The following is a 25781-nucleotide window of genomic DNA, read 5'->3' as shown; positions in this document are numbered from 1 at the left end:
AGACATGCAAAGTCCGGTGAGCGGCCGCGCCGAGAACACCGGCCGCTGCGTCAGGCCATCGCCGTACCGGCCGGCGGGCGGGCTGCGGGACCCTCCTGTTTCTCCACCTCAGCCGCGCGCCGGATGATCTCCCGCATCGATAGGCTCTTCTTGATGCCGGCCCCGACGATGGCTTCCGTCCGGGCGTATGCCGCGGCCATCACCGGCTCGCGCCGCGCGGCGTTTCCCAGGTCGCTGGCACATCCAAGGTTGTGCCGGGGGTTTCAGACTGACCGTTGACCACCAAGGCGGGCAAGGTCTGGGACACCTACTCAGGTTTGGGTTCTGCCAGGCTGATCAGTGTCTGGGCCAAGCGGCGCATGGGATCCCACTCGCTCCCGAGCTGCTTCCCGCTCGTTTCTGCTTCTCGGAGCATCTCCTTGATCCGCTCCTGGACGTATGCCTTGTTGGCGAGTTCGCCCTGGTAGTCGGTCATGGAGTCGATGAGACTTTTCCAGCGAACTGGGATCAACGTCCCGTCCGGGCCGAGCAGGCAGTCTCGGCCGAAGTAGAACTCCACGGAGCAAGCGCGACCGGTGACGTCGTCGGATGAAGCGCCTGAGGGCCCGAGAGTCGGGTAGGAACGCGCATAGTCCAGGTCGGGCAACCTGCAGACCGCGTAATGGTCAGGCAGAGGAGTACTGGCGAGTTGCTTCTCTGCCTGGCGGCCAGCTGTGTCATTGTCCAGGATTCCGATCACCCGGTTCATGACGCCGGCGGCCGCAAAGCTTCGCATGTTCTTGACGACCTGATCGGTTCCGCCGGCGGCTTTCGTGGTCTCAAGGTCCCAGAACTTGAAGTATCCGGCGACTTCGGGACAGACGAGCCTGAGTGCCCGGGGTATGACCTGTGCATCGAATTTGCCCTCGGTGATCACGATGATGGGGCCGGTGCTTGCGGTCATGAGACCCAGCTCATGGATGGCCTGAGCGGACAGGTCCTCGGCGCTGTTGCAGTAGCCAGCCGACAGAAGGGCTGACAGGTCCAGTGTCAACGTGTTCCGAGGGTCCTGGTCCAGGAGGAGAGCGGCGAGAAGGAAGCGAGGATCTTCGGTGTAGTACTCAAAATAGGAGTCCAGGTCGTTCGCGCATGCTGTCTCTATCGGGTCGAGGTCCTCGCAGGTGTCCCCGTAACGCATAAACCCCTTGATGTAGGCAGCAAGTCCGGTGGCGACGACTTGCTCGCACGACATTTGATGAGGCGTCTCTTCCCCCGTGGCCGACCTGACGAGGAGAACATCCTCTGCTTCCCCGTCTTCCCTCAGCTGTGACCTTCGGAACTCTGCCATCGACCGTCTGCTGACCTCGGGTGTGAAGCCCATGAGCCTCAGACCGTGTTTGAGATCTGCCGTGTCGCTTGCTAGGAGCGGTCGTTGAGCCTCATGTGAACTGTGGTGGGGGTGGGTATCCGTCAGACCTGACGGATGAGCAGTGGGCGTTGGTGGAGCCGTTGCTGCCGCCCGCGAGGGTGGGACCGAAGGGCGGACGTCGGGAGAAGCATCCGCGGCGGCGGATCGTGGACGCCATCTTCTACGTCGTGCGCACCGGGTGCGCCTGGAGGCAGTTGCCCAAGGACTTCGCGCCGTGGCCCACGGTGTACTGGTACTTCACGTGGTGGCACGACGACGGAACGGTCGAGCGGATCCACGACGTGCTCCGCGGTCAGGTCCGTGAAGCCGACGGCCGCTGCGCCGAGCCGAGCGCGGGACTGATCGACTCGCAATCCGTGCGCACCGCCGACACAGTCCCAGCCGAGACAAGGGGCTTCGATGCAGGCAAGAAGGTTAAGGGCCGCAAGCGGTTCCTCGTGACCAACACGCTCGGCCTGCTCCTGGCTGTCCACGTGGTCGCCGCGAACGTGCAGGACCGCGACGGTGGGAAGCGCCCGCTGCTGTGGACCCGCCTCGACCATCCGAGCGTGCGGAAGATCTGGGCCGACCAGGGTTTCGCCGGCCGCCTGGTGGACTGGTCCGACCAGATCCTTGGTCGCGAGCTGGAGATCGTCCGAAAGGACCCTGCCCAGCGCGGATTCCAGGTGCAACCGAAGCGGTGGGCGATCGAGCGTACGTTGTCGTGGATCACCGCTCACCGGCGTCTGGCCCGGGACTACGAGACCAGCCCGGCGCACTCGGAGACGATGATCCGCTGGACGATGATCGGCATCATGGTCCGTCGACTCACCCGCCGTGGGCCAGCAAAGCGACCTGGACCTCGGTTCCTCGGCCAGACCTCTACTGGACCGGACCAGCCAGCGTTTCGATCGGCAGAGGCGGCCACTTCGGCTCCTTCCAGGTAAGGCTTGCCAGCTCTTCCGGTGGTTCGGCGCCGTCCTGAACGGTCGTGACGTAAACCTTTGCTTCCTGCAGGTTCAGTCGCGGGGCCTGCTTGCGCAGGTAGCTCATCGCAGCCACGACGCCTGCGGAGTGGACGAGCGCGCGAACAGTGGAGGCCAGTGGATCAGGCGGTCTGATGCCCTTGGTCTGCAGGAGGTACTGCTCCTCCCATCCCTCGTCCTCCCACCAGACGGCGGGCACGTAGTGGATGCTCCCATCGTGCCGGTCCACCAGGTAGTGGCCGCCGACGAAGCTGCCGCGCATGTCACGGGCCCGGGCCTGCTCCGCTGAGCGCCAGAAGACGAGCCAGCCAACCGCGCGTTCCTGCACGTGGTAGACGTCCGGCGTGGGGGCAGCCCCCCACCACGGCCGCGTCGGCAGCTCTCTGGCCAGGAAGGACTCGATGAGCTCAACGGCGCGTTCCTTGGAGATCACGATCTCATCATTCGCCATAGGTCAACCGGTTTTCGGCATGCCCGCGCCGTTCCCACCGAGATCTCAAACACGGTCTCAGACGAGTGAGGGCGGTCCCGACCGTGGTGCGGTAACCGAAGCGCTCGGATGTGTCGACGTCATCGTCGTCCCACTGCGCGGCCTCAAGCTCCGGCGGGATCTCCTGGCCTGCCGGGACGCTGTTGAGCTCGTCGACGGTGCGGGCCCAGTCGGCTCGCATGTACTTGTCTTCCTCTTGGAAGATGGTCATCAGCCGGGACGGGATCTCGTTCTTGCCCCACAAGATCTGCCGGTCAGTCAGCAGCCGCCAGCTACTTCCCACGAACCTCTCCGTTTCAGTGTCGTCGCCGAGTCACGGTGGTGAAGCCAAGGCTGCCGCATGGTTCACCTCCGCGGTGGGCCAGGGATGGAGCCGGCTGCAGTTCCGCGTGGCATGACGTTGATCCTGCGAACGTTGGTGGACGCTTCCACGAGCGGCTTGACGCGGGTTTCTGGTCGCGACGGACGGGGGGACGGCCCAGAGCGGCCGGGGAAGCCATTGACGGCCGCCCGCGTGGGGTGCGGAGGAGGTGGCGCGCCGACGGCCCGCCCCAGAGGCAGAGGGCGAGCCGTGGGCCGAGCGTGGCGAGGTTCGGGTCAGGGGCGTCGGCGGGCAGGGTCACGGATGGTCGTGCAAGCCCTGCATGAACCGGGTGGTGGCCTGGTAGTCACGGCTGCGCATCCGGCCCATGACGGTGTGGGCGATCCCGGTGGCGTCTGGGCTGAACTCGATGGTCAAGGTCGTGTCGGGGGCGGGTTCGAATCGGTACCGCAAGAGGGGCCGCTGGTAGAGGGCGGTGTTTTCGCGCGGGTTGTGCGTGGCGAGCGGCAGGATTTCCGGCAGCCATTGGGCGGTCGGGCGCGGCAGTGTGTCGGCGGCCGGTTCGGGCAGGGGCCGTACGGTTCGGGGCCAGGCCATCGCCGCGGCGGCGAGTACCGTGTAGAGCTTGGTGGAGCTGAAGTGGACGGTGGCCTGGGGGGTGCTGGTGTCGTCCAGGGTCAGACTGAGGTCGCCGGCGCAGTGGTCGACCTCCCATAGCCGGATGAGGGCATGGCCGTCGCCGACCAGGCCTTCTGGGTGTTCGGCGAAGGGCACGGCGTTGATGAGGTTCCATGCGCTCTGAGGCAGGCTCAGCACGATAGGGCGCTCCTTGTTCGAGGCGGAAGGGCGGCAGGGGGGTCACCGTGGAGGTGAGGAGGGCTATGCCTGCAACTCGGCCTGGAGTGCGGGATGCGCCGGGCCGCGTGGAGTGCGATGGACATGCTGATGGCCCAGCCCCGTGGGTGAGGGGCGGGCCATCAGCATTTCAGTCAGTCGTGGGCGATATCCGACCGTCCGCCGCCGATGAGTGCGGGCCACTGCCTGGCTGTGTGCGGTGCGATGCCCTTCCGTCGGTTAGAACGGCGGTTCGTCGGCGTAGTCGGCGGTGGGATTGCTGTCGTTCCAGGGATCGGTTGCCCGAACGGCCCTGCGGCGCGTGAGCCTGAAACGCCAACTGTCGAGACGGTTCAGCGCACGGACCGGCCAGATCGGCATGTGATCGATCAAGACGCGACGGGCAGGGCACGTGGGACACCGCCGCCGCGGATCTGCGCCCCGCTCGCGTAGGGCGTCCGGCCGGGTGGGCAGGTAGCCGCTCCCTTGGCAGATGCGGCAGCAGTAGCGGGGGCCTCGAGTCGAATACTTCGGCCCCCGGGACAGGGTCAGTGCCTTGATGCTGCGGGTGAACAACAGTTCAAAATGGCCGTATCGCCACGCCCATGCGGGCGGGTCCTCCGGGTCGTCGTACGGGTGAGAAAGCTCAGCAAACAGCACAGGCTCTCCAAGGCGGGTCGGGGCGTGGGCTGCCGGGTGTTCCCGGCCGACAAGGACTGTCACCAAAGTCCCTGCAAGGACCGCAACCCGCTCCGGACAACGTACGTGGGGCGAGTACGGAGGTTGCGGACAGGCATGACGGCGGCCCCCCTGGCGAGCGCCGGGGGCCTAGTAGAGGGGTCAGTGGGTGGGGTGGGTGATGGGAGGAGTGAGTGGTCTGGGACCAGTGCTGTCTCTACTCGGTGGCGGGCGTAGTGAGCGTGGCCGGGTCGGGGGCGGGCAGCATTGGGGAGCAGTAGTTCATGTCGTTGGTGACGAGGCTGCCGAGGACGGTTGTGGCGAGCGACCAGGCGGCCGGGCAGGAGTCACGGTCGGCGGGGATCAGGACGAGGCCGGCGTAGGCGGCGTCGGCGTGATGGGAGCGGGTGATGCTGGTTTCGGCGGTGATGCCGGCGCCGAGGTGAAGGATGCCGTCGATGACGCCCGGCTTGAGCACGGGCTCGGGCAGAATAGGCTTGCGCTCGACACCAGGCCGCCACGTCCAGGGGTTGGCGTTGGTGGCGAGGCGGCTCACTGCGGTGTTCCAGCCGCCGCGGGTCACTCGGAGCCGGAAGGGCAGGATGTTCGAGCGCCCGTCAGGGCCTCCATCACCGTGATCAGGGGCCTACCAGGGCGCCCATCGCTTCCGGTTGCTCAAGGTCTTGGAGCTGCTCGGGCATCGCTCTTCCATCAGGCGACGGGGTGGGATGACAGTCTGCCGGCACCAGGCTGGAACCCGGATCGGGGGCCGTGCAGATCAGCTCACCAGGCGGTACTGCTCGCGCAGGTTGGCCAGACTGTGGAGGTGTAGAGCGGTCGTGGACTTGCCGGCGGGCTGGATGCGGGACCCTCCTGTCTTTCCAGCTCGGTCGCGTGCCGGATGATCTCCCGCATCGATAGATCCTTCTTGATGTCGGCCCTGACGATGGCTTGCGTCCGGACATATGCCGCGGCCATCACCGGCTCGCGCCGCGCGGCGTTCACCAGATCGCTGACACACCCAAGATTGTGCCCGGGGTTTCAGACTGACCATTGACCAACAAGGCAGGCAAGGCCTGGGACACCTACTCGTGTTTGGGTTCCGCCAGGCTGATCAGTGTCTGCGCCAAGCGGCGCATCGGTTCCCAGTCGCTCCCGCCCTGCTGCCCGCTCGTCACGTGCCTCGGCGTAGCAGGGTGGGCCGCGCGTTGAGGCGTGTTGGTGGCGTCTGGGACTCCTTGTCGGTCATTCCAGGTCGTTCCATGTCCAGGATGGGGCGGCCTTCCCGTTGGGCTCGCGTCCGAGCCGGAACCGCTTACGGTTGTCGCCGAACTCGAGGAATCGGTCGAAACGCCCCACGGCTGGGAGTTGTGCGGCCAGGGCGGTGACCTGCTCCTGGGCCTCGGCCTCCCGCAGGCTGTCGAGCAGCCAGGGCACCGTGCGCGGGTTGTCGAGAGTGGTGTGGGCGGCGGGGTCGCGGGCCAGCAGGGCGGTGAGCTGCTCGCGCGCCCCAGCCTCTCGCAGGCTGTGCAGCAGCTTGGCCACCGTGCGCGGGTCGTCGAGAGACGCGTGGGCGGCGGGGTCGCGGGCCAGCAGGGCGGTGGCCTGCTCACGCGCCCCAACCCCCCGCAGGACGTCCAGCAAATCGGCGACCGCGCCCGGGTCATCGAGAGGGGCGTGGGCGGCGGCCCGTACGGCCAGGGCCATGAGTTGCTCGCGCGCCTCGGCTGCCCCCAGGCTCTCCAGCAGCACGGCCACCGAGCCCGGGTCGTCGAGGGACACGTGGGCGGCGGGGTCGCCGGCGAGCAGGGCGGTGAGCTGCTCGCGCGCCCCAGCCCACTGCAGGCCGTCCAGCAGCACGGCCACCGTGTACGGGTCGTCGAGAGGGGCGTGGGCGGCGGCCCGTACGGCCAGGGCGGTGAGCTGCTCCTGCGCCCCAGCCCACTGCAGGCGGTCCAGCAGCACGGCCAGCGAGCCCGGGTCGTCGAGGGACACGTGGGCGGCGGGGTCGCGGGCCAGCAGGGCGGTGAGCTGCTCCTGCCCCTCGGGCCACCGCAGGGTGTCCAGCAGCTCGGCCACCGTGTACGGGTCGTCGAGAGCGGTGTGGCTGGCGGCCCGTACGGCCAGGGCGGTGAGCTGCTCCTGCGCCCCAGCCTCCCGCAAGGCGTCCAGCAGCATGCTCACCTTGCTCGGCTCGTCGAGGGACGCGTGGGCGGCGGGGTCGCGGGCCAGCAGGGCAGTGACCTGCTCCTGCGCCCCGGCCTCCCGCAAGGCATCCAGCAGCTCGGCCACCGTGTACGGGTCGTCGAGAGACGCGTGGGCCGCGGGGTCGCGGGCCAGCAGGGCAGTGACCTGCTCCTGCGCCCCAGCCTCCCGCAAGGCATCCAGCAGCCTGGCCACCGTGTACGGGTCGTCGAGAGATGCGTGGGCGGCGGCCCAAGCGGTGGGGCGGAGGTCGGTGGGATGCAGTTGCCGGAAGTGGCGGACAAGAGTTGCCGGGGCGTGGGGGTTGCGGTGAGCGGTGGCGTTCTTGTGGAGTTGGGCGGCGTCCCGGTACAGGCCTCGGTCCCAGGCCGCGTCGCCCAGGGTGTTCAGGTCGGTGGGGTGAGCGTGGTGGGCGGCTGCGGTCCAGAAGTCGATTGGCGGAATCCGGCCGGCGTGTGCGCGGCGGCCGTGCTGGTCGAGGTAGTCGGCCAGCAGGTACAGCCGTCCCTGCCCGGGCGGGTTCCCGGTGCCGGGGTCGGGGGTGGCGCGGCGGTTGCGCTGGTTGCGGCGAGTGTCGGGCTTGACGGGGGTGAGGATCCCGGGGATGCCCCTGCAGGGGGTGGAGACGTAGGCGAGGGCCTGTTCCAGCCAGTCGTCGCCGGTGGCGTCCCACTCGGTGTCGGTGAGGTAGTCGGGGGCGGCGTCGGCCAGCCAGGCCAGAGGAATGCGAGGGCCCGCGCCGAGACGCCGGGCGTCCATGGCGACGTCGATCAATGCCCGGGCGGCACACGAGGCGCCCTCGTACCGCTCCAGCAGGACGGGGACTCCGGCCAGATACTGGGTGACCTGGGCATCCCGAGCGCGCTCGGCGGCCTCCAGGAGCCGGGGATCAACGCTGCCGGCGCCGGTCAGCGCGGCCAGGTCGGCGGAGGTGAACGCGTCTGGCACCTTGATCTTGCGCCCGTCCAGCAGCTCACGGGCCTGGGCGTGCCGGTCGGGGGTGGTGCGGGTGGTCAGGGTGTCCCAGTGGTCGGGCCAGAGGGTGGCCAGTACCAGGACCGGTCCGCGTGAGGGGTCGTGCAGGAGGCTGCGCAGGTTCGCCGCGACCTGCTCCCCGAGCGGGTCGGGGGTGAGGTAGAACTGGGCCTCGTTCAGCCACACCACCGTGCGCGGGGCGACGTCCTCCACACCGACCAGGACCGCGTCCGGGCGGGTGGGACTAAGGGGATGCCACAGCCGCCAGCCGTCCGGCAGATTCCGCACCGCTTCCCACAGGGCGCGGGTCTTGCCCGTGGACGATCCCCCGACCAGCACCGCGATCCCGCTGCTTCCCATCTGTGCGGCAGCGACCACCCCCGCCAGCTGCGCATCGTGCGCGCGGGGGATGTAGGCGGGCAAGGCCCCGAACCGGTCGGCGCCACCGGTATCGAGAGCCGGATGGACCTCCAGGTCGTGCAGGACAAGCCGGTCGTCGCCCCTGAAATCGCCGATCGGCCGACCCGCACCCGTGGCCAGCCGGGCCCGGACCCACAAAGTGCGCACCCGCCCGGCCAAGTCTGCCTCGTCCCAAGCAGCCGTGCGGGCCAGCACCCGTGCGACAGCCACGGCATCGGCCTGACGGGGCGGCAGCACGGGATCGCTGATGACGCGGTGGACAGTGTCCCGGCCCGGTGCCCCCGCCAGATCATCATCGGCAGCGATGCCGGCGGCGATCGTGTCCAGGCTGGGGGCGCCGGCCTCGAGGTACGCCTCGTACAGCAGGTCCTTCAGCTCCCGCAGCGCAGGTGGCCATCCCACCCGCGGCCGCGACAGCACCCGCGGGCGCCGCGCGCCCGTCCGATTGTTCCCCGTGTCGCCACTCATCGCACCATCGTCCCCACCCCGGACACCGCCGTGGCGTGAACAGCGAAAATACCTTCGCCGGTTGACGACTCGTCGCAACCCGGAGTCGATCTTTGTGTGGGGCCCAGCGTGTTCAGCAAGCCGGCCGGCTGACCATCCGCCCGCCACGACCCACGTGGAGATCCCATGTCCCGCACGCACCTGACCCGCCGCGAGCTCCTCATCCTGGCTGGCGCCGCCCTGCGCGGTGCTGCCTCCGGCACCCTGCGCGCCATCACCACCTGGCTCCTGAAGCACCTGGACTGACCTTTGACCAACAGGGCGGGCAAGGCTTGGGACACCTACTCAGGTTTGGGTTCTGCCAGGCTGATCCGTGTCTGCGCCAAGCGGCGCATCGGATCCGGCTCGCTCCCGAGCTGCTGCCCGGCCGTTTCTGCTTCTCGGAGCATCTCCTTGATCCGCTCCTGGACGTATGACGTGTTGCCCAGTTCGCCCTGGTAGGTGTTCATGGATTCGATGTGACTCTTCCGGCGGACTGGGATGGCCGTCCCGTCCGGGCCGAGCAGGCAGTCTCGCCCGAAGTGGAACGGGCTGGCAGTCGTCGCTGACGGCGAGCGATTCCCACGATCTCAAACGCGGTTTGTCCTCCGCGTGTCCAGTCGGGCCGCGAAGCTGAGGCCGCGCCCCAACGTCGAAGTGCTTCCCGGCATACGGGACTGCCTTCGGATTAGGGTCCCGCGTCTCGGGCGGTGCAACGTGGCTGTGGGGATGGCACACGACGCTCGCGTAGAGTCCTGCGAAGGGTGGAGCGAGGTGTGAAGGAGAGCACGGCGATGACGGATTTCGAGCCCGACTGGGTTGGCGCGGAGGAGATGCGCGCTGCGTTGATCAGTGAGGTGCGGTCGTCGGGAGCGGTCGACGACGACATCGTTGAGGCATTGTCGCTACCGAGCGTTCCCGACTGGCTGCTTTCGCATCCTTTCCAGGTTATCGCTGACCTGGAGGAATTGAACGGGAGCGGCGCAGCTGCCGAGGTTCCGGAAAAGTGGCGCGCTGGACTTCCGTCTCATATCGAGGCCGACGAGCACGAGAAGCTTCAGCTGCTCTATGAACGTGTCCTCACGTTCGGGACGCAGGATGAGCAGCGTGCTCTCATCGACCGTGACTACCTCGTCGATCGTTGGGGGGAGTTGGCACGAGTGCTTCACCCTGCAGTCGTCTCCGTGTGGGAGCGGCGATTCCCGGCACTTCGCCGGTGATGCGTCGATGAGGCAGGACCTCGCCCCGGCACGGGAGATTGCGGCGCGGGCCATGGCGGCAACGCGACAGGAGATGGGGATTTCCTTCCAGTTGACTGGCAGCGTCGCTCTCGACCTTCACGGCGCGCTACGCAGGGGACGGCAGAGCCTGGACGGTAAGCCGGCCAACCTTGTAGACGTGAACCTGACAACGCCGGAGGACCCGGGCAAGTACGTTCCGGATCGGGTCGTGGAGAGGATCGCCGGGGCGTTGCAGCATTCGGGCTGGGACGCGGTGGTCGTCGCGCCGGTTCGACCTGACCACCCGATTTCGCGGGCAGTTCAGGTCTCCGGCCGTGGCTTAGCGGAGCCTGTGATACTGACGACGACCGCGATGCCGGAGTACACCAAGCCGACTACCCAGTACATCAGTGGTCTCGCTGCGAGTCCGCTGCCGACTCTCTTGCTGAGGGCTGTTCAGCAGGTCCAGTTGAGACGTGATCCACGCGACTTCATCGACCTCGTTGCGATGGAGGATGCGATGGGCCCCAGCAGCGTCGATTTCTGGGTAACTAACTGGCTGGACAGGCTTGCTCGGAGGAATCCTGACTCTGACCCCGCGCGTTTCTATGAGGCTCTTCACCACGGTCTCTCCCGTGTGATGACCGTGAGCGCCACGGAAATGAGCGCCCACGGTCTTGGCCGGCCGGAGCTGACGGCAGTGCAGGACAGGATTGTCCGCCTGGCCGGTCGGATTGCCGAGCGGGTGCCGCGTGGTGAGGGCAGGCCATCGAGCGGTCTGCAACGGCTGCTGTCCATGTCGGATGAGGAATTGGCCCGGATGCATGCCGCTGCGCTGGCGCTCGGGATCACTGCCAATGAGGTGGAGCGACGCGTCACCTCCCCCGCCTCTATGGCCGAGCAGCGGCGCCAGGCGGAGCTGGACATCCTTGCAGCAGTCGCGGAGAAGCGCCGTCGAACCTTGGACTCCGAAGAGAGCGGGGCACACCAGCAAGGTCCCTCGGGCCCTGGCGTGCGCCGTCCCATGAACTGACAGCCGTTGCCTGGACGGCGGCCGTGCAGCCCGGTCCGTGCCCCAGGTCCCAGCAGGTCGAGCCCGGAGCCGGCAGAGAGGCGGGGATTGGTTCAGGGGCAGCCACTGGCGCATCGGGCCTTGATCGCTTCCCACTGCCCGCAGGTAACGTAGCGGCCTTTGAGAGCCCTCAGTGCGGTCAGTTGGCGGCGCAGTCTTGCCGCATGGACGAGTGCTGACCGAGCCTCAGGAACGCGTCCCCCCTGAAGTGGTGTAGCGGGGCTGCGTCCCGGAACGCGCGGGTGTCTGCTCGGGGCGTGCATCTGCTGACCCTGCATGCTCCCTGATCAGGGGCAGGGCATCGCGCAAGTCTCCCTGGTGAACGGGCAGTTCAACCGAAGGAGCACGCGATGGCCTTGTCCCAGTCTGAGCTGATGCGGCTGCTTGAGTCACTACGTCGTGCCGATGGAGTTGAAGCAATCAGGGTGGTGTGCGAGCGCATCCTGCAGGAGCTGATCGAGGCCGAGGCCACCGAGGCGATCGGTGCCGCGCCGCGTGAGCATTCCCAGACGCGCACGACCTGGCGCAACGGCCACCGGGACAGGCTGCTGACCACGCAGGCCGGTGACCTGGACCTGAAGATCCCGAAGGTGCGGAGCGGGTCGTTCTTCCCGTCGTTGCTGGAACGCCGGCGGCGGATCGACCGGGCGTTGTTCGCCGTGGTGATGGAGGCATACGTGCACGATGTCTCGACCCGCTCGGTCGACGACCTGGTCAAAGCACTCGGTGCGGACAGCGGGATCTCCAAGTCCGAGGTCTCCCGCATCTGCGGTGAGCTGGATGCGGAACTGACCGCGTTCAAGGAGCGGCCGATGGACCACACGGTCTTCCCTTACATCTTCCTGGACGCTACCTACTGCAAGGTGAGGGTCAACCACCGGATCGCGTCGCAGGCCGTGGTGATCGCGACCGGGATCTCCGCCACCGGGCACCGCGAGATCCTCGGGCATGGGGGTCCCCCCGCTCGAGCGGAGTCGAGAGTGGGGGAGGTCGGCGACAGCGAGTCGAAGCCGTTCTGGACGAAGTTCCTGCGCTCGCTGCGGGCCCGCGGCCTGGAGAACGTCCAGCTGGTCATCTCCGACAGCCACAGCGGTCTGGTGGCCGCTATCCGCACCGTTTTCCTCGGCGCGGCCTGGCAAAGGTGCCGGGTTCACTTCGTCCGGGACGTGTTCTCGTTGATCGAGAGGGGCTCTGGTGAGATGGTCGCCGCCACCATCCGCACCATCTTCGCGCAGACCACCGGCGAGCAGGTGCGCACCCAGCTCAACGTGGTCGCCGACATGCTCGGACGGCAGTTCCCGCAGGTCAAGGCGATGCTGCTGGACGCGGCGACGGACATCACCGCGTTCGCCGACTTCCCGCCGGCGCACTGGACGAAGATCTGGTCGACCAATCCGCTGGAGCGGCTGAACCGGGAGATCAAACGGCGGGCCGATGTCGTCCAGGTCTTTCCCAACCCCGCCGCTCTGGACCGGCTCGCCGCCGCGGTGCTGGCTGAACTCCACGACGAGTGGCAGGTCTTCGACCGCCGCTACTTCTCCGAAGCCTCCATGGCCGAGCTCTTCACCGCCAAGCCGGCCGAACCCGAACCCGAACCCGAACCCGAGATCACCCCACAACCGGAACCGAAACAGCTGCCGTGACTACACCACCCCGCGGCACATGACCGTGGAGCAGACGGAGGGCTTCTTGGACCCTCTCCACACAGGACGCCGCTGGTGAGCACGTGTTACCACCCACAGGTCCGACAGGTCCCGCGCCAGGCCGTATCGCTCCACGGCGGCGAGGAACCTCAGCACGGGGCCGTCAGGGACGTTGGAAGGAGCGGCTACGGCGCTCGTACGTGCAGACCATCGAGGGGACCCCGATACGGCGCCTGGCTCCACCGCACGCTGCCGCCTTGAGGCTGGTGATGGGGGGAGGAAGTTCTTCCAGACGGTCGAAGTCAGGTCGACGGCCATGTGCAGTAGCACCCCGGCGCACTGCTGGGCAAGCCAGGGCAGCTGTCCGGTGTCGAGCGTGGGGACTGCCGCTCGCTGGCGTTGTTGGCGACTGCGACGTTGCTTGTGGTCTGCGGGGTGAAGGCGCCGGTGTCGATTAGGCGCCGGGTGCGAATGCGGAGTTCGCGGCGGAGTGAGACAAGCGTGGGACTGTCGGTTTGACAGTGCGGGGGCCGCTGGGGGCAGAGCACGCCGTGTGCAATGCGGCACCATCCGCTGCCGTCGTCGTAGGGGTAGGCGATGCCGCTGCTGACGTGCAAGCGACAAATTGTGGGGATGTCGGTGGTGACGACTTCTGCAGGGTGCAAGGCGATAAGCCCACCGTCGAAGCGTTCGTACCGGTCGACGCGGTTGCCGCAGCGGCGACAGCGGCCCGTCTGCCCAGCGCGCATCAGCCGGCTGGGGCTGTCTTCCGTGATCCGCAGAGTGCGGCGGTAAGGCAGGTAACGAGGGCTGCCGTCCCAGTGATGGCTGCTGCGGTGAGTGTGGGGGCGCATGGCGGTGACCGTGCCAGGCGCCGCGCCGGTTGGCGGTGGTGGCTTTCACGGATGTCATGCGACCGGCGCAACAGGAGGGAATGCCTGAACGGGAGGTGGAGCGGTTGTTCGATGGCGTCTCGCCTGTGCGGGTGATTCTTCTGGGCGGTAGGTCGGCCCCGGGCTCAGCCGGATCAGGGGGGTGACGCCCCCGGGGTGGGGTGGCCGTCGCACAGAGAGGTCAGGAAGCGTTCGATGGGGACGTCGAAGGCGTGGGCGAGGGCGTGCCAGGTGGTGATGTTGCCGGTGGTGCGGCCGTGTTCGAGGTCGATCAGGGTGCGTCTGGCCAGACCGCTGCGTTCGGCTAGTTCGTCGAAGGTCCATCCACGCTCGCTCCTCAGCCGCGCGAGTTCGACACGCAGGGCGGTGAGGTTGGGGTCGGGCGGGAAGATCGTCACTCCCCCATCCGACGGTGCAGTCCTCTACCCTGTCAGTGCAGAGGTCTGCACTATTTGCTCTGATTGGCTCGACGGTCACGATGCAGGCACTACGGTGCGTGGGTCCCGGAATGCCTGTTGCCAGGCGCCCGGTGATACGGCGTGAGCAGAGGAGGAGGACAGCCAGCCGATGAGGCTTGCCGGTGCCGCAGTGCGGCGTGTCTGGACGGTGGAACTGCGCCCAGGACCAGGTGGGCCCGCCCTCCTCTGCGTCCGCTGTAGCGCCCACACCTCGCCTCTTCAGGGCGCCTCGGCGAGGTCGGCCGCCTTGACCCACTTGGCCAGCCATGCTCGTGCCGAGGCGCTGCCCGCGCATCTGCGTACCTGCGAGTGCCGGGCCCAGGGCTGCCTGTGGCATCCGCGTCACCGTGGCTGCGCCGGCCCGGTCCTGCTCGTCATCACCCGCGACGCAACCGGCCGCGTCTGGCGGCTGACCGATGCCTGTGCAGCCTGCGCGGCCGCAACCGACCACACCGCAGTCGTTCCCGACACGGTGCTCGGCCGACCGCAATTGCCCACGCCTCTGTCCGCACGTGCGCACCGCGCCCACCAGTCCGTGGCCAGCAATGGCATGCGTGTACGGGAAATGCTCACCTACCTGGCCAGCGCACTCCCGAGCGTCGTCTCCCCCGCCGCCCGGCTGCTGGCCCTGCAATGCGCGCTGCGCGCCGACACTCGCGGCTACGTCCGGCTGCCTCCCGGGCTGCTGCGCGGCATGCGCCTGCACGGACGTGCCGAGGTCTGGGAGGAGCTAGCGCACGGTGCATGGCTGCGTCCACCAGACCTCAGGGCAGCAACGGTCGAGGTGCGGCTGCTCGACGCCGCGGTCCGGGACCATGCTCGCGGTCGCACCACGCGCCGACAAGCTGCTCATTGGGCCCTACAGCCAAGGCCCTTGGCCCTGAATAGTGCCACGCCTCCGGTAGTCCGGCTGGTTGCACTCGTCCTGGCAGCACACCTGTCCCCTGGAGCGGCCCAAACCGTCGGCATGGACGTCCTGACCCGCCTGTCCGGCCACTCCCCCCACCAAACGGCAGAACTCCTCGACCGGCTGGTGGTCACCCGTGCACTGGCATGCTGGCACCACGACCGGGGCACCGACGAGGTGGTTTGGCAACTGATCGGGCAACCCTCCTTGAAAGCTCCGCTGCCTCGACCTGTCTGATGCAGCGACGCCGGGTGCCGTGCAGAGCGCGCTGCTCCGCGGCAGCATGCACTGTCGTTCATTGGTGAGTACAGTCGTGGACCGTGTCTCGGCACCGTGCCGGTCCAGCCGCTCTCCGAACGCGGCGACTGCATAGCTCGGCAGGTGGAGCAGCGGGGCACGCACCTGCGTTCGACCACGTCCGGGGCCGCAGTGTGCGCGCAAGAGGCGCAGTCTTGCCCTCCCACCTCGGATGCCGGTGGACTGTTTGAGAGTGACGGTCATGGCCCTTCCTGCTATGCGGTGCACCGAAAGTGGATCTTGAGCCATAAATGATCACACTTCACGTCGCGGGGAGATCTGACGGATGAACAGTGGGCGGTGTTGGAGCCGTTGTCGCCGAAGGGGCAGAAGGCGGGGCTGCCGCGTGTCTTGTCCCGGCCGCAGCTGATCGACGGCATAGGTTCCGGGTCCGTACCGGTGTTGCGTGGTGGGACGTGTCCGTCCAGGACGGGCCGTGGAGACGAATCTACGACCTGTTCCGCCGACGGCAGCGGGACGGCACCTGGCACCGGGCCCTCGCCGGCTCCGGTCCATGGCTGACGCGTCGGGTTCGATCAGGCGGGAGCTGAACGTCGATCCGACGGTTTGACGTGCCTATCAGCATGGGGCCGGGCCGGGGCCCGCAAACTGGGCGAACTTCAGAAGGAGTCACCGGGCGGTGTCTTCTCCGAGCCCGGTGATCAGGGACGGGGACGCTCGCGCTGGGTTCACCACCAAGCTCCACACGGTCATCGAGCAAGGGCCCACGTCGATCGTTACCACGGCAGCGCAGCGCGGGGACTCGCCGCAGTTCGAACCAGCACTGGCGAAAAAGTCCGAGTGCCCAGCATCGGGCCGGGCCTGCCGCGCGTCCGTCCCAATCGGGTCCGCGCGGACAAGGCGTACGCCTCCCGCAGGAACCACGCCTACCTGTGCCGCCGCGGAATCTGCTGCACCATTCTAGACAAGGCCGACCAGGCAGCAACCGCCAAAAGCTCGGCTCCCGTGGCGGCTGGCCTCCGCGTTTCGACCCCGGCTGATTACCGCGAGCGCCGCGCGCTCGGGCGTGGGGTTGAACCGCCTTAAAAGCCACCTCACCGTCGACATGCGCACGCCCTCTGCCTCCGAGCAGCTCGACGGCGAGCACGTCCGCGGGACCGCACGTGTCGGGACGGCCAGCTGGACCGACGAGCAGGTCGTCAACACATCCGTACGGGAAAAGGCCCCGGACAATAACGTCACCCCGGCCAGACAAACGGGCCGTGAACGAGCCCGCCGCACGCGAGTGACCGCCCGGACTGGCCGAAACGATTCCACAACATCCCAAAACCCCGCACACCGGTGCGGGGTCCGCACTGGGAAGAAGTGAGCTGCTCGCGTCAGAAGACGTCGTCCTCGGCCTTGCGTCGGTGGAGCTTGACGGTGCGCCCCTTCACCCTGGCCTTGGCCAGGAGTTCCTCGTAGAGGTCGGCGTCCTCGGCTTTCAGCATCTCCACCACGCGGCGCATGGTCTTCGCCTCGTCGTACGCGTCGACCGACACGAGCACAGCTTGGGGCTTTTCGCGCCGGGTGAGCACGACGGGGGTGCCGAGGAGGCGTACTTCGGCAATGACGTCAGTCATGTTCGCGCGGGCATCGGACACACCCATTCGCTTCTCGGCGGGCTGGCTCATGAGCTTAGGGTACACGGCAGCTCTACATGTAAGTCCGTCGCATTGTACAATTCACGTATTGCGGCGAAGCATGCCGAGCCACCCAGAGCCGGGGCCTCCTCGTCATGCCCTGATCCATCCCAGCCAGAGAGAAGATCCAGGTGAGCACTGAGGAGCAGGCGAGCGGCAGCGTGCCGCACGCGTTCGGCAACGCCCTCGCGTGGAGGTGGTCTCGAGACATGCCCACCGCCCTACGGCGCGGCTTTCTCACACTGCTCTACGCCCTGCGCTCTATGGCCAACGCCAACGGCGAACTGCGCTTCCACGCCGACCGTCAGCCCATCCGCATCCAGGACATAGCCCGGGCCGCCGGCGCCAGCGAGAAAGACTCACGCCGCTACCTTGACGCCGCGATCCGGGCCGGGGTGGTGACCGTCAAGGGGGAACGAAAGCGCGGCAAGCCCACCTTGTACGTGATCGTCGCGCAACCGTGGCCGGACTGGGCGGCCGCTGCTGACCACCTCAAAGGGACCGCCCGTAAGCCCGGGAAGAAGCCTGCGCCATGGGTCAGGGACGACGGAAGTTCGGAGGACCGCGACCCGAACCAGTTCGGGTCACCGCGACCCGAACTTACCGACGGTATGACTGACGAAGTTCGGGTCACCGCGACCCGACCGAGTTCGGGTGACCGCGACCCCAACGGTTCGGGTCACCGCGACCCGAACAACCCAGGGAATACCCAAGATGCATCCCAAGACGGGGCTGAGGTATTTCTCCCACCTCCGGGGATCGGGCCCTCCGGTGAGCAGGGCCATGCCCCGGACGATCCCCGAGCCGACCCGGCCGGGCCTGACCGCGCCACCGACGGCTTCGTCCGCTGTACCCGATGCGGCGACCCGATGATCCCCCGCTGCGGCCGCACCACCCACGCCCACTGCCAACCCGTCACTGCGGCCGAGAGGGCCAGCGCATGACCATGAACGTTCCCGTCGCCCTAGCCGGGAAGCCCGTCCCGCTCGAAGAGCACGGCTGGATCGACACCCCCGAGGGTGCATCGCCTCCTCCCCGTCGGCGTCGCTGGGGACCGCGTGCACGCAACCGCCAATCAGGCCCCGTTACCTCGGCTCGACCAAACGAGACCGCGACCGTGCGGCCCGCGAGGGCTTCACCCCCGAACTGATCACCATGCAGCACTACCACGATCACATCAGGCGAAGCGGGAGCGGGCGGCGCTACCGACCTCGCCGAGAACCAGGCCACAGACCAGGAACTCGAGGGCTCGGCTCCTGGGCCAGGGAATCGTCTATCCCTCGCACGGTCTACGCACGCCCGGCGCAGGCTACCGGAAAGAGCAAGCTCTCCGCGAAGGTACCCGCGCACAACACGAAGCGACGGGCCATCAACGCAGAACCCCGCTCCAGGAGAGGAGCGGGGTTCTCGCAGCCCCGCGAAGCCGATCGCGGGGTACCGTTCTGGTGTCGAAGCAGAACAGGAGCCAGTATGCACGCTCTGCCCGAAGACCACACCGGCGTACGGATCGCGCGTCTGCGCCGTGAACGCCACCTCACCCAAAAAGACCTCTCGGAACTCTCAGGGGTCCCGTACAGCACACTGACCAAGACGGAACAGGGCGTCCTGCCGGCCACCCCGCACGTGATCGCAGCATGCGCCCGAGCGATGCGCGTGGAGGTCTCTACGATCGTTGGCCAGCCCTATGCCGACGAGTTGCGCGCCGACGAACTCGACGTCCTGATAAGGCCGATCCGCGAGGCCCTGGACGTGTACGACCTGGGCCCCGATCCCGACATCCGGCCGCGGCGCATTGGCGAGTTGCGCAACGAGGCAGAGGCGCTGTGCGCGGCGGTCCGCGCGGGCGAGATCAAGAAGGTCGCCAGCAACGTTGCGGGTCTCATCGAGGAGGCCACCACCGCGGCCCATGCACACGGCGGCACCGACGGGTGGCTGACTCTGGCTTCCCTCTACCGCACCGCCTACGACGTTGCTGCGAAGCTCGGCTTCACGGACTTGGCGCAGCTCTCTCTGGCCCGTATGGACTGGGCGGCACAGCGTGGCTCCGACGCTGTCGTCGGTGGCATGTACCAGTACCTGCGCGCCCTCACCTACCTGCGAGAGGGCAAGTACCGCACGGGGCAGCGACTCGTCGACCTCGGCCTGTCGACGTTGGGGCAGGCCGACGATTCGCACGAGCGGCAGGTCGTCACGGGGCAGTTGCACCTCGGTGCGTCGGTCATGGCCGGCCGCGCGCACAACGAGGACCAGGCGCTCGCACACCTGGCGGAGGCGGAGCGGATCGCCGCCGTGACTGGCGAGTCCGTAAAGGTGCATTGGCTCGCCTTCGGCCCGACCAACGTGAAGGTGCACAGGGTCTCTGTGCTCGCCGAACTCGACCAGTACGGCGAGGCCGTGGAAGCGAGTGATGGCCTGGTCATCCCGAAGGACTGGCCGAAGTCCCGGACCAGCCACCACTGGGCCGAGGTCGCCCGCGCGCAGATGTGGACCAACCAGCTCGAGGAGTCGTTCCAGAGCCTGCTCAAGGCCAGGAAGACGGCACCGCAGCAGGCGAAATATCATCCGACCGTCCGGGAGACCTACGCTGGCCTGGAAGCCGCGCACCGTCGGCTTCCGGAGAGTTTCCTGTCCTACGGCTCCTGGCTGTCGACCAGCCGTTAGTCGCAGAGCGTCAACCTTTGGCCCCAACTATCACCAACTCATGATAGTTGGGGCCTTGTTGTGCCTGCACCATGTCGTCACTCGCCTTTCGACATGGAGCCGACCATGACGATGAAGCCCAGTGCGGCCCAGCGGCGCACCTGTCGGCGCGCCCTTGTTGACGCCGCCCAGGAAGTGCCCACCTCGCTCCTACTGCACTGCAACAGCTCCCAGGCACGCCTGTTTCGGTCGGCCCCGCGCTCCCCCCAGAGGACGTGATGACGACGACAGCCGTATGGACGCTCGGCGCCGGGCTCCGCCGCGATGGAGACCTGATGGACGAACGCATCCGGGTTGTTCCGCGCCGCGGTGACGCGCCACCCCGTGACCAAGACGTATGGCGCATCGGGACCCTGCGCCGGATGGCTGCGGCGAAGCTCCGGTTCGGCGGCTGCGAGGAGCTGATGGACGAGGCCATGCTGATCGTCTCCGAACTGCTGACGAACGCACTCCTCCACAGCGGAACTCAGGAGATCCGTCTCCGCCTCACCCTCCAGGGCGGTTTCCTCCGCATCACGGTCGACGACGGCGTGCCCGCCACGATCGAGCCCCGCACCGCAGATGACGAAGACGAAGCACGCCGGGGCCTCGCCCTCATCGACACGCTCGTGAAGGAGAACGGCGGGAAGTGGGGCAGCAACGACCAGGGGACCAGCGTGTGGTGCGACCTTCGCAGGGAGGTCGAGAGCCAGTGACCGCGACCGTCCTTCCCAGCCGCATCGGCGAGACCATGCCCAGGTGGACCCATTCGGTGGAGCCCGCACGTCCCCCAGCCAATGCAGCGTTACGGGCAGCGCTGACGGCGGTCCGCGCCTGGACCCCCTATGCCGGGGACGCCCTGCTCGACGACGTTGGCAACGTCCTCGACACCGTGGCCCCCTCCGAGGAGCGGGTGGAGGAACTGGGCCAGCGACTGCGCGGCCACCTGATGCAGCTCGTCAGCATCGCCACCACGTTCGAGGCCGAGAAGCAGGACCCGCGGGCCGTGCAGCGTATCCACAGCGCCCGCCAGTCGATCCAGGCCGAGATGCCGGGCGACTACGCGAAGGCTGTAAGCCACCTGCGGCGCATGGGGTGGGCCGTCCACGAGTTGCTCGAGCTGCTAGTCGAGATCGGCTGTGTGAAGGCCCCGGACTCCCTGAGCGAGGTCCTGTGACCGCCCTTGGACCCCTCTCCTCCGCCGTGCTTCTCCGAAGGACCACCGAGCTGCCCGGCATCCAGCGCGCTGTCCTGACGGCCCGCGTCTGGACCCGGACGACACTTACCGCAATGTCCTGGCACGGCGACATTCTGCACGCCGTGGAAGTCGTCAGCCGGCTCGTGGACAACGCCGTGCGGCACGGCCTGCCCACTCACCTGCCGGTGGAGGACCGCAGGCTGTCCCTGACCGCCTCCCTCACAAACGCCGGCGCCGTGGTCCTCGACGTCGCCGACCTGGTCCCGACCTTCCCCGACTCGGAGGCCGCCATCCGCGGGGAGAAGGGACGCGGCCTATGGCACGTCGCCCGCCTGGGAGCCCGGGTCACCTGGTTCCTTCCGCAAGAGGGCGAGGGCAAGACCGTACGCGCTGAACTCGGCGCCGGACCGGTTGCCACGTGAACTGCCCACCTCCACACCCCCTGTCCGCTGGCCCCGGGTGCATCCGGCCCTGACCATCGGACAGGCCCAAGCAACCCGACGCGGTGCCTACGTTGTGGCCTGCATCCTGCACTCGATACCTCGGCAGGCCGCAACGGGGGTCCCGCGGCCCCCTCGCCCCGTCCCACGGGCGGCCGTCTCATCAAGGAGCAACAGCTATGGCTCAAGCCTCGACGCCTCTCGCCTCGCAGCCGATCGAGGCCCCGCTCTCCTCGGACGAGTGGGAGCTGGAGACCACCATCACGACGTCCCCGACGCCGATCGTCGACATGTGCGACACCAGCGACGGGTGCGCCAAGTCCTGCGCGTCGTCCTGCGCCTCGAGCTGACCGGCACCTTCTGCGCCGGTGTAGACGGGGAGTGCCTCCGTCTACACCGGCGTACCACTGATGCAGAGAGGAGGGACACCTGTGACTCGGCCGATCTACCGGCGGTGCGGGGACGTGCTGGTCCTGCGCGCCGCCGTCATGCCCAGCAGGGCCCGCCCCACCGACTGGCCCGACATCGGCTCCGCGGACGCCTGCCGGCAGTGGCTCAAGCGCGTGTGGGACGACGACACGTTCGTGCCCTCACTGCGCGCCGCATCCGCACACCTGGTCGGCTATGTCGATCGGATCCTGGCAGGAGACGGCATCGAGCCGAAGCGGATCCGCAAGGCCACCTGCTCGGTCGCCGGGTACCTGCTTCGCGCCACTGGCCGGCCGACACCGTTCGGTCTGTTCGCCGGGGTCGCCCTGGCCACGACCGGTGCCGCCTCCGCCGTGATCGGCCAAGCGCATCAGGCCGTTGCCCGCCCTGACACTCTGTGGGTCGACTCTGTACGCAAGGACCTGGAAGGCCGCGCCGACGTGCTGCCGTACCTGACCATCCAGGTCAACAGCGTGGCGTACCGGCGCGGCGACACCATCAGCTCGCCGCGGTCGGGCGGCCGCATCGCCAGTGCCAGGATCAGCCGCCCCCTGTCCGTCCTCCTGCGAGCGGCCGAGGAGCCCGTCAGCTGCCGGGAACTTCTGCGGCTGCTTAGTCAAGCAGGGGGCACCCCGGAGCAGGCCCGGCGCTTGATCGGACAGGCCCTCGCCGACGGCTACCTGATCAGCAACCTGACGGCGCCCATGACCGTCGGCGATCCCGCAGGGCACATCGTGAGCACCCTGACCCCACACCGTTCAGGCCTGGAACCGGAGACCCGGGACGTTCCGACGCAACTCGACAGGGCCGGGCGGCTCCTCACCATGCACAACCAGGCCCCCGGCCCGGCAGCCCACAAACTCCGGCAGGCCGCCGACGACGTGATGCGGTTCGCTCCCGCAGCCAGCCGCAGCCGCATCTCTCTCGACCTGCGGCTCGACGCCCGTGTAAGCGTCCCCGCCCACGTCTTGGACGAAGCGGAGCACGCCGCTCATGCGCTCGTACGGCTGACCCGCGCACGCGGCGTGTCCTCCGCCTGGGCCGCGTACGCTACCCACTTCTGGGAGCGGTACGGCGCCGGCGTCCTCGTCCCCGTACGCGATGCCGTCGACCTGGCTGCGGGCACCGGTTTCCCTGCCGACTACCCCATGTCGTCATGGCCTCAGATGCCGCCCAGGATGCTGCCCCGAGACGAGAAGCTCGCCGCGAAGGCCATGCACGCGGCCATGACCGGCACACGCGAGATCGTCCTCACGGACGCGGACATCGACGACCTGGCTGACGGCGCCGAGGCCGGGCCGGTTGCCCCCCATGTCGAGCTGGCGATACGCATCCGGTCTGCCAGCCCCAGCGCGGTGGACCGCGGGGACTTCCTGCTCGACGTGCGTCCGGCCTGGACAGCGGGCGCCCTGTCCGGCCGGTTCATGGCTCTCCTCGGGGCGGGATTGTCAGACCTGTACCCGACACTGCCCACCATGGTCCGCGGAGCACTGCCCGTACAGCTCTCCTTCACACCCACCTTCCCGCACGGCGAGAACGTGGCCCGCATCCCCAGGGTGCTGCCCCACGTGCTCAGCGTCGGGGAGCACCGTGCGCCGGCCGACCATGTGATCGACGTCGATGACCTGGCCGTGTTCTCCACCGGCAGGCATCTGCATCTGGTCAGCGTCTCCCGGCGGCGCGTCGTTGAACCGGTCGTGCTCCACCCGCTCGCACTGGAGAAGCAGGCGCCGCCCCTGGCCAGGTTCCTGGCCATGCTCGGTCGCGGGTCCGTCACCGCGTGGACCGCGTTCGACTGGGGGCCGGCCGCCGTCGCCCTGCCCTTCCTGCCGCGGATCCGCTACCGCCGTACGATCCTGGTCCCCGCGCGCTGGAAGCTGTCCGCTGCGTCGCTGCCGAGTGGGCCGTTCACGAAGGAGTGGCACGCGGCGCTGACCGAATGGGCCGCCACCTGGCGCTGCCCCGCCCGCTGCGAACTTCGCGACGACGACCGGACCATGAGCCTCGACCTGGCCGAACCGCTCCACGCCCGCCTGATCCACCAGCACCTGCAGCACCACCCGGAGGCTGTCCTCGCCGAGACCGTGACGGACGACGACCTGGGGTGGATCGGCCACGCACACGAGATCACACTGCCGCTCGCAGTGGCCGGTCCCCAGATGCCTCACCCCGACCTGACAAACGCGCCCGTGGTCACGAGCCAGGACCTGCCGGGCCCTGGTGGCGCTGGCTGGCTGCAGGCGAAGGTGTTCACCCACCCCATGGCGATGGACCAGATCATCACGCGCCGCTTGCCCGGCCTCCTCGAGGACCTCGGCACCGGCAACGTCTGGTTCGTGCGCTACCGATCGCTGCAGGAGACCGATCACCTGCGCATCCGCGTGCCCGCCCACGACAGCGCCCTGGAGAGGGTGGCCGCGTGGACCGAGCAGCTCACCGCGGATCGTCTCGCCTCTCACCTCGTCATCGACGGATACCGGCCCGAGACCGGCCGCTACGGGACCGGCCCCGCGATGGAAGCCGCCGAAGCCGTGTTCGTCGCGGACAGCCTCGTGACCCGCTACGCCCTGACCGACCTGCCCCGGCTGCAGAAGGAAGTGCTGTGCGCCCTCAGCACGATCGACCTGGCGGAGGGGTTCCTCGGCACCCGTGAAGCCTGGGCATGGATGGCCACCACAGCACCGCAGGGCGAGGGACGCCCAGAGATCACCCGCCCCACCGTCCGCCAGGTCCGCGCCCACCCGCTGCTGACCGCCTCCCCGCGGCTCGCCTCAGCCCTGGCCGAACGCCGGGCAACCCTGGGAAGGTACAGGGCTCTCGTCGGCGACGAACGCCACGAGCGGGTGCTGGAATCGCTGCTGCACATGCATCACAACCGGATGGCCGGTCCCGACCGAGCCAGTGAGGCCGCCGCCCGGCACGCCGCACGGCAGGCCTGCCGATCCTTGACCGTGCAGGGAGAGGCGTGAGACACGACGACCTGGGCGGCGGCCTCGCCGGGACCGCCCTGTACGAGATGGTGGCCGCCCACACCCGCGGCACCTGGACGTCAGCGCGTGCGGCCGCACAGGCCATCACCGCCCAGCCCCTGGCCGGCAATCCCGAAGAGGCCAGCCTCTACCGGGGAGTTCCCGCAGTCGCCTACACCCTTCACTTCGCCAAGCCCTCGGCTTCCTCGCGGACGCTCGCCCGGCTGGACGCCGAGACCATCGCGATCGTCGCCGCCCGCCTCAGCGCCGCGCAGCGCCGGATGGACAGCGGACGCCCGCCCCGCATGGCCGAGTACGACCTGATCAGCGGACTGACAGGGCTCGGCGCGTACCTGCTGCAGCGAGGGCGACAGACTGCGCTCGAGCGCATCCTGCATTACCTCGTGCGGCTGCTCACCGAGCCCCTCACCGTGGCTGGCAACCAGGTCCCCGGCTGGTGGACGACCGACGGACCCCGGGGCCTGCCGGAGGACGGCCCGTTCAGCACTGGTCACGCCAACTTCGGCATCGCGCACGGCATGCCCGGCCCGCTCGCTCTCCTCGCTCTGGCCAGCCGCGCCGGCATCATGGTCGACGGTCAGGAACGAGCGCTCGACGAGGGCATCGCCTTCCTCACCACCTGGGCGCAGCGATACAGCAACGGCGCCCTGGGATGGCCTGAAATCCTGGACCTGGACGACTTCCTGAACGGGCCCGTCAGCGGCGCCGAGCCGGGACGCCCTTCCTGGTGCTACGGCACTCCCGGCATCGGCCGAGCCCTCCAGCTCGCCGCGCTCGCCCGCCGCAACGGCCCGGCCCGCCAGTTCGCCGAGCACCTCGTGCTCGGCTCCATCACCGATCACCGGCACCTGTCCCAGCTCGAGGACACCACGATCTGCCACGGCTGGGCCGGGCTGCTGCTGACCTGCGACCGCATCGCTGCCGACGCCATGACCCCCCGCATCGCCAACGAGCTGCCGGTACTGCGCTCACACCTCAGCACGCACCTGGTGCGGCACGAGATCCCCAGCACCGCCGGCCTGCTCTCCGGCAACGCCGGCGTCCTGCTCACGCTGCACACCCTTGACGCTCCCCGCCCCGCTGACCTGGGGTGGGAAACGTGCCTCCTTCTGAACTGAAAGGAACCACA

23 protein-coding genes and 1 pseudogene are annotated in these 25781 nt (G+C 68.4%); 13 read left to right on the top strand and 11 right to left on the bottom strand.

The features are described from left to right. Window positions 1–307 precede the first annotated feature (307 nt). On the bottom strand, window positions 308–1360 hold the full coding sequence (locus OG956_RS38520) for a hypothetical protein (RefSeq protein ID WP_330342623.1): 1053 nt from the start codon (window positions 1358–1360) through the stop codon (window positions 308–310). Between the two features lie 23 nt (window positions 1361–1383). Between OG956_RS38520 and OG956_RS38515 the strand changes: the two genes are divergently transcribed. After that, complete coding sequence (locus OG956_RS38515) at window positions 1384–2334, top strand: IS5 family transposase (RefSeq protein WP_330343054.1); 951 nt, start codon at window positions 1384–1386, stop codon at window positions 2332–2334. On the opposite strand, the gene OG956_RS38510 is transcribed toward OG956_RS38515, so the two are convergent. From OG956_RS38510 to OG956_RS38485, 6 genes are all read right to left on the bottom strand, one after another. Next, window positions 2270–2806 carry a hypothetical protein gene (locus tag OG956_RS38510; RefSeq protein WP_330342622.1) on the bottom strand — a complete coding sequence of 179 codons (537 nt, stop codon included), beginning with the start codon at window positions 2804–2806 and terminating at the stop codon, window positions 2270–2272. The two genes, OG956_RS38515 and OG956_RS38510, sit on opposite strands and share 65 nt — an antisense overlap. 7 nt (window positions 2807–2813) lie before the next feature. Then, window positions 2814–3146, bottom strand: coding sequence for a hypothetical protein (locus tag OG956_RS38505; RefSeq protein ID WP_330342621.1), 333 nt, complete (start codon window positions 3144–3146; stop codon window positions 2814–2816). Window positions 3147–3482: 336 nt separating this feature from the next. Further along, window positions 3483–4001: a hypothetical protein gene (locus OG956_RS38500; protein ID WP_330342620.1), complete on the bottom strand. Its 519-nt coding sequence runs from the start codon at window positions 3999–4001 to the stop codon at window positions 3483–3485. Window positions 4002–4914: 913 nt separating this feature from the next. Beyond that, on the bottom strand, window positions 4915–5253 hold the full coding sequence (locus tag OG956_RS38495) for a hypothetical protein (protein WP_330342619.1): 339 nt from the start codon (window positions 5251–5253) through the stop codon (window positions 4915–4917). Window positions 5254–5942: 689 nt separating this feature from the next. Beyond that, window positions 5943–8765 carry a hypothetical protein gene (locus OG956_RS38490; RefSeq protein ID WP_330342618.1) on the bottom strand — a complete coding sequence of 941 codons (2823 nt, stop codon included), beginning with the start codon at window positions 8763–8765 and terminating at the stop codon, window positions 5943–5945. A gap of 320 nt (window positions 8766–9085) precedes the next feature. After that, a complete protein-coding gene (locus OG956_RS38485; RefSeq protein ID WP_330342617.1) occupies window positions 9086–9253 on the bottom strand; it encodes a hypothetical protein in 168 nt (55 codons plus the stop codon). 324 nt (window positions 9254–9577) lie between these two features. On the opposite strand from OG956_RS38485, the gene OG956_RS38480 reads away from it, so the two are divergent. From OG956_RS38480 to OG956_RS38470, 3 genes are all read left to right on the top strand, one after another. Continuing rightward, entirely contained in the window at window positions 9578–10003 is a 426-nt protein-coding gene (locus OG956_RS38480) for a hypothetical protein (RefSeq protein ID WP_330342616.1), read from the top strand. A 7-nt stretch (window positions 10004–10010) separates the two neighbouring features. After that, the gene (locus OG956_RS38475; protein WP_330342615.1) at window positions 10011–11036 is read left to right on the top strand and encodes a hypothetical protein; all 1026 of its coding nucleotides are present in this window, start codon (window positions 10011–10013) and stop codon (window positions 11034–11036) included. 389 nt (window positions 11037–11425) lie between these two features. Then, window positions 11426–12718, top strand: coding sequence for an IS256 family transposase (locus OG956_RS38470; protein WP_330342587.1), 1293 nt, complete (start codon window positions 11426–11428; stop codon window positions 12716–12718). Between the two features lie 302 nt (window positions 12719–13020). Here OG956_RS38470 and OG956_RS38465 read toward each other — a convergent pair whose 3' ends face one another. Both OG956_RS38465 and OG956_RS38460 read right to left on the bottom strand, forming a co-directional pair. Continuing rightward, window positions 13021–13572: a DUF6083 domain-containing protein gene (locus OG956_RS38465; protein WP_330342614.1), complete on the bottom strand. Its 552-nt coding sequence runs from the start codon at window positions 13570–13572 to the stop codon at window positions 13021–13023. A 173-nt stretch (window positions 13573–13745) separates the two neighbouring features. Further along, window positions 13746–14009 carry a helix-turn-helix transcriptional regulator gene (locus OG956_RS38460; protein ID WP_330342613.1) on the bottom strand — a complete coding sequence of 88 codons (264 nt, stop codon included), beginning with the start codon at window positions 14007–14009 and terminating at the stop codon, window positions 13746–13748. 307 nt (window positions 14010–14316) lie between these two features. On the opposite strand from OG956_RS38460, the gene OG956_RS38455 reads away from it, so the two are divergent. Further along, window positions 14317–15213 carry a hypothetical protein gene (locus OG956_RS38455; protein WP_330342612.1) on the top strand — a complete coding sequence of 299 codons (897 nt, stop codon included), beginning with the start codon at window positions 14317–14319 and terminating at the stop codon, window positions 15211–15213. Between the two features lie 66 nt (window positions 15214–15279). Here OG956_RS38455 and OG956_RS40395 read toward each other — a convergent pair. Both OG956_RS40395 and OG956_RS38450 read right to left on the bottom strand, forming a co-directional pair. Continuing rightward, window positions 15280–15378 (bottom strand): annotated as a pseudogene (locus tag OG956_RS40395) (GNAT family N-acetyltransferase); the annotation flags it as partial. Window positions 15379–16613: 1235 nt separating this feature from the next. Next, entirely contained in the window at window positions 16614–16907 is a 294-nt protein-coding gene (locus OG956_RS38450; RefSeq protein WP_330342611.1) for a type II toxin-antitoxin system Phd/YefM family antitoxin, read from the bottom strand. A 140-nt stretch (window positions 16908–17047) separates the two neighbouring features. Between OG956_RS38450 and OG956_RS38445 the strand changes: the two genes are divergently transcribed. The 8 genes from OG956_RS38445 (at window position 17048) to OG956_RS38410 (ending at window position 25770) form a co-directional block, all read left to right on the top strand. Next, window positions 17048–17860, top strand: a complete 813-nt coding sequence (locus tag OG956_RS38445; protein ID WP_330342610.1) for a hypothetical protein — start codon at window positions 17048–17050, stop codon at window positions 17858–17860. Between the two features lie 526 nt (window positions 17861–18386). Next, the gene (locus tag OG956_RS38440; RefSeq protein WP_330342609.1) at window positions 18387–19577 is read left to right on the top strand and encodes a helix-turn-helix domain-containing protein; all 1191 of its coding nucleotides are present in this window, start codon (window positions 18387–18389) and stop codon (window positions 19575–19577) included. A gap of 314 nt (window positions 19578–19891) precedes the next feature. Then, on the top strand, window positions 19892–20311 hold the full coding sequence (locus OG956_RS38435) for an ATP-binding protein (RefSeq protein ID WP_330342608.1): 420 nt from the start codon (window positions 19892–19894) through the stop codon (window positions 20309–20311). Next, a complete protein-coding gene (locus OG956_RS38430; protein ID WP_330342607.1) occupies window positions 20308–20772 on the top strand; it encodes a DUF6415 family natural product biosynthesis protein in 465 nt (154 codons plus the stop codon). Before OG956_RS38435 ends, OG956_RS38430 begins: the two co-directional genes overlap by 4 nt. Window positions 20773–20885: 113 nt before the next feature. After that, a complete protein-coding gene (locus OG956_RS38425; RefSeq protein WP_330342606.1) occupies window positions 20886–21215 on the top strand; it encodes a hypothetical protein in 330 nt (109 codons plus the stop codon). A gap of 197 nt (window positions 21216–21412) precedes the next feature. Further along, window positions 21413–21583: an FxLD family lantipeptide gene (locus tag OG956_RS38420; protein WP_330342605.1), complete on the top strand. Its 171-nt coding sequence runs from the start codon at window positions 21413–21415 to the stop codon at window positions 21581–21583. An 81-nt stretch (window positions 21584–21664) separates the two neighbouring features. Then, on the top strand, window positions 21665–24631 hold the full coding sequence (locus OG956_RS38415; RefSeq protein WP_330342604.1) for a lantibiotic dehydratase: 2967 nt from the start codon (window positions 21665–21667) through the stop codon (window positions 24629–24631). Continuing rightward, window positions 24628–25770 carry a lanthionine synthetase C family protein gene (locus OG956_RS38410; RefSeq protein ID WP_330342603.1) on the top strand — a complete coding sequence of 381 codons (1143 nt, stop codon included), beginning with the start codon at window positions 24628–24630 and terminating at the stop codon, window positions 25768–25770. The genes OG956_RS38415 and OG956_RS38410 overlap by 4 nt, the downstream gene beginning before the upstream one ends. The last annotated feature ends 11 nt before the right edge of the window (window positions 25771–25781 follow it).

The sequence above is a fragment of the Streptomyces sp. NBC_00557 genome (assembly GCF_036345995.1).
GTDB lineage: Bacteria > Actinomycetota > Actinomycetes > Streptomycetales > Streptomycetaceae > Streptomyces.
The sequence above is the reverse complement of the archived record's forward strand: the minus strand, read 5'-3'. Positions and strand labels throughout refer to the sequence as shown.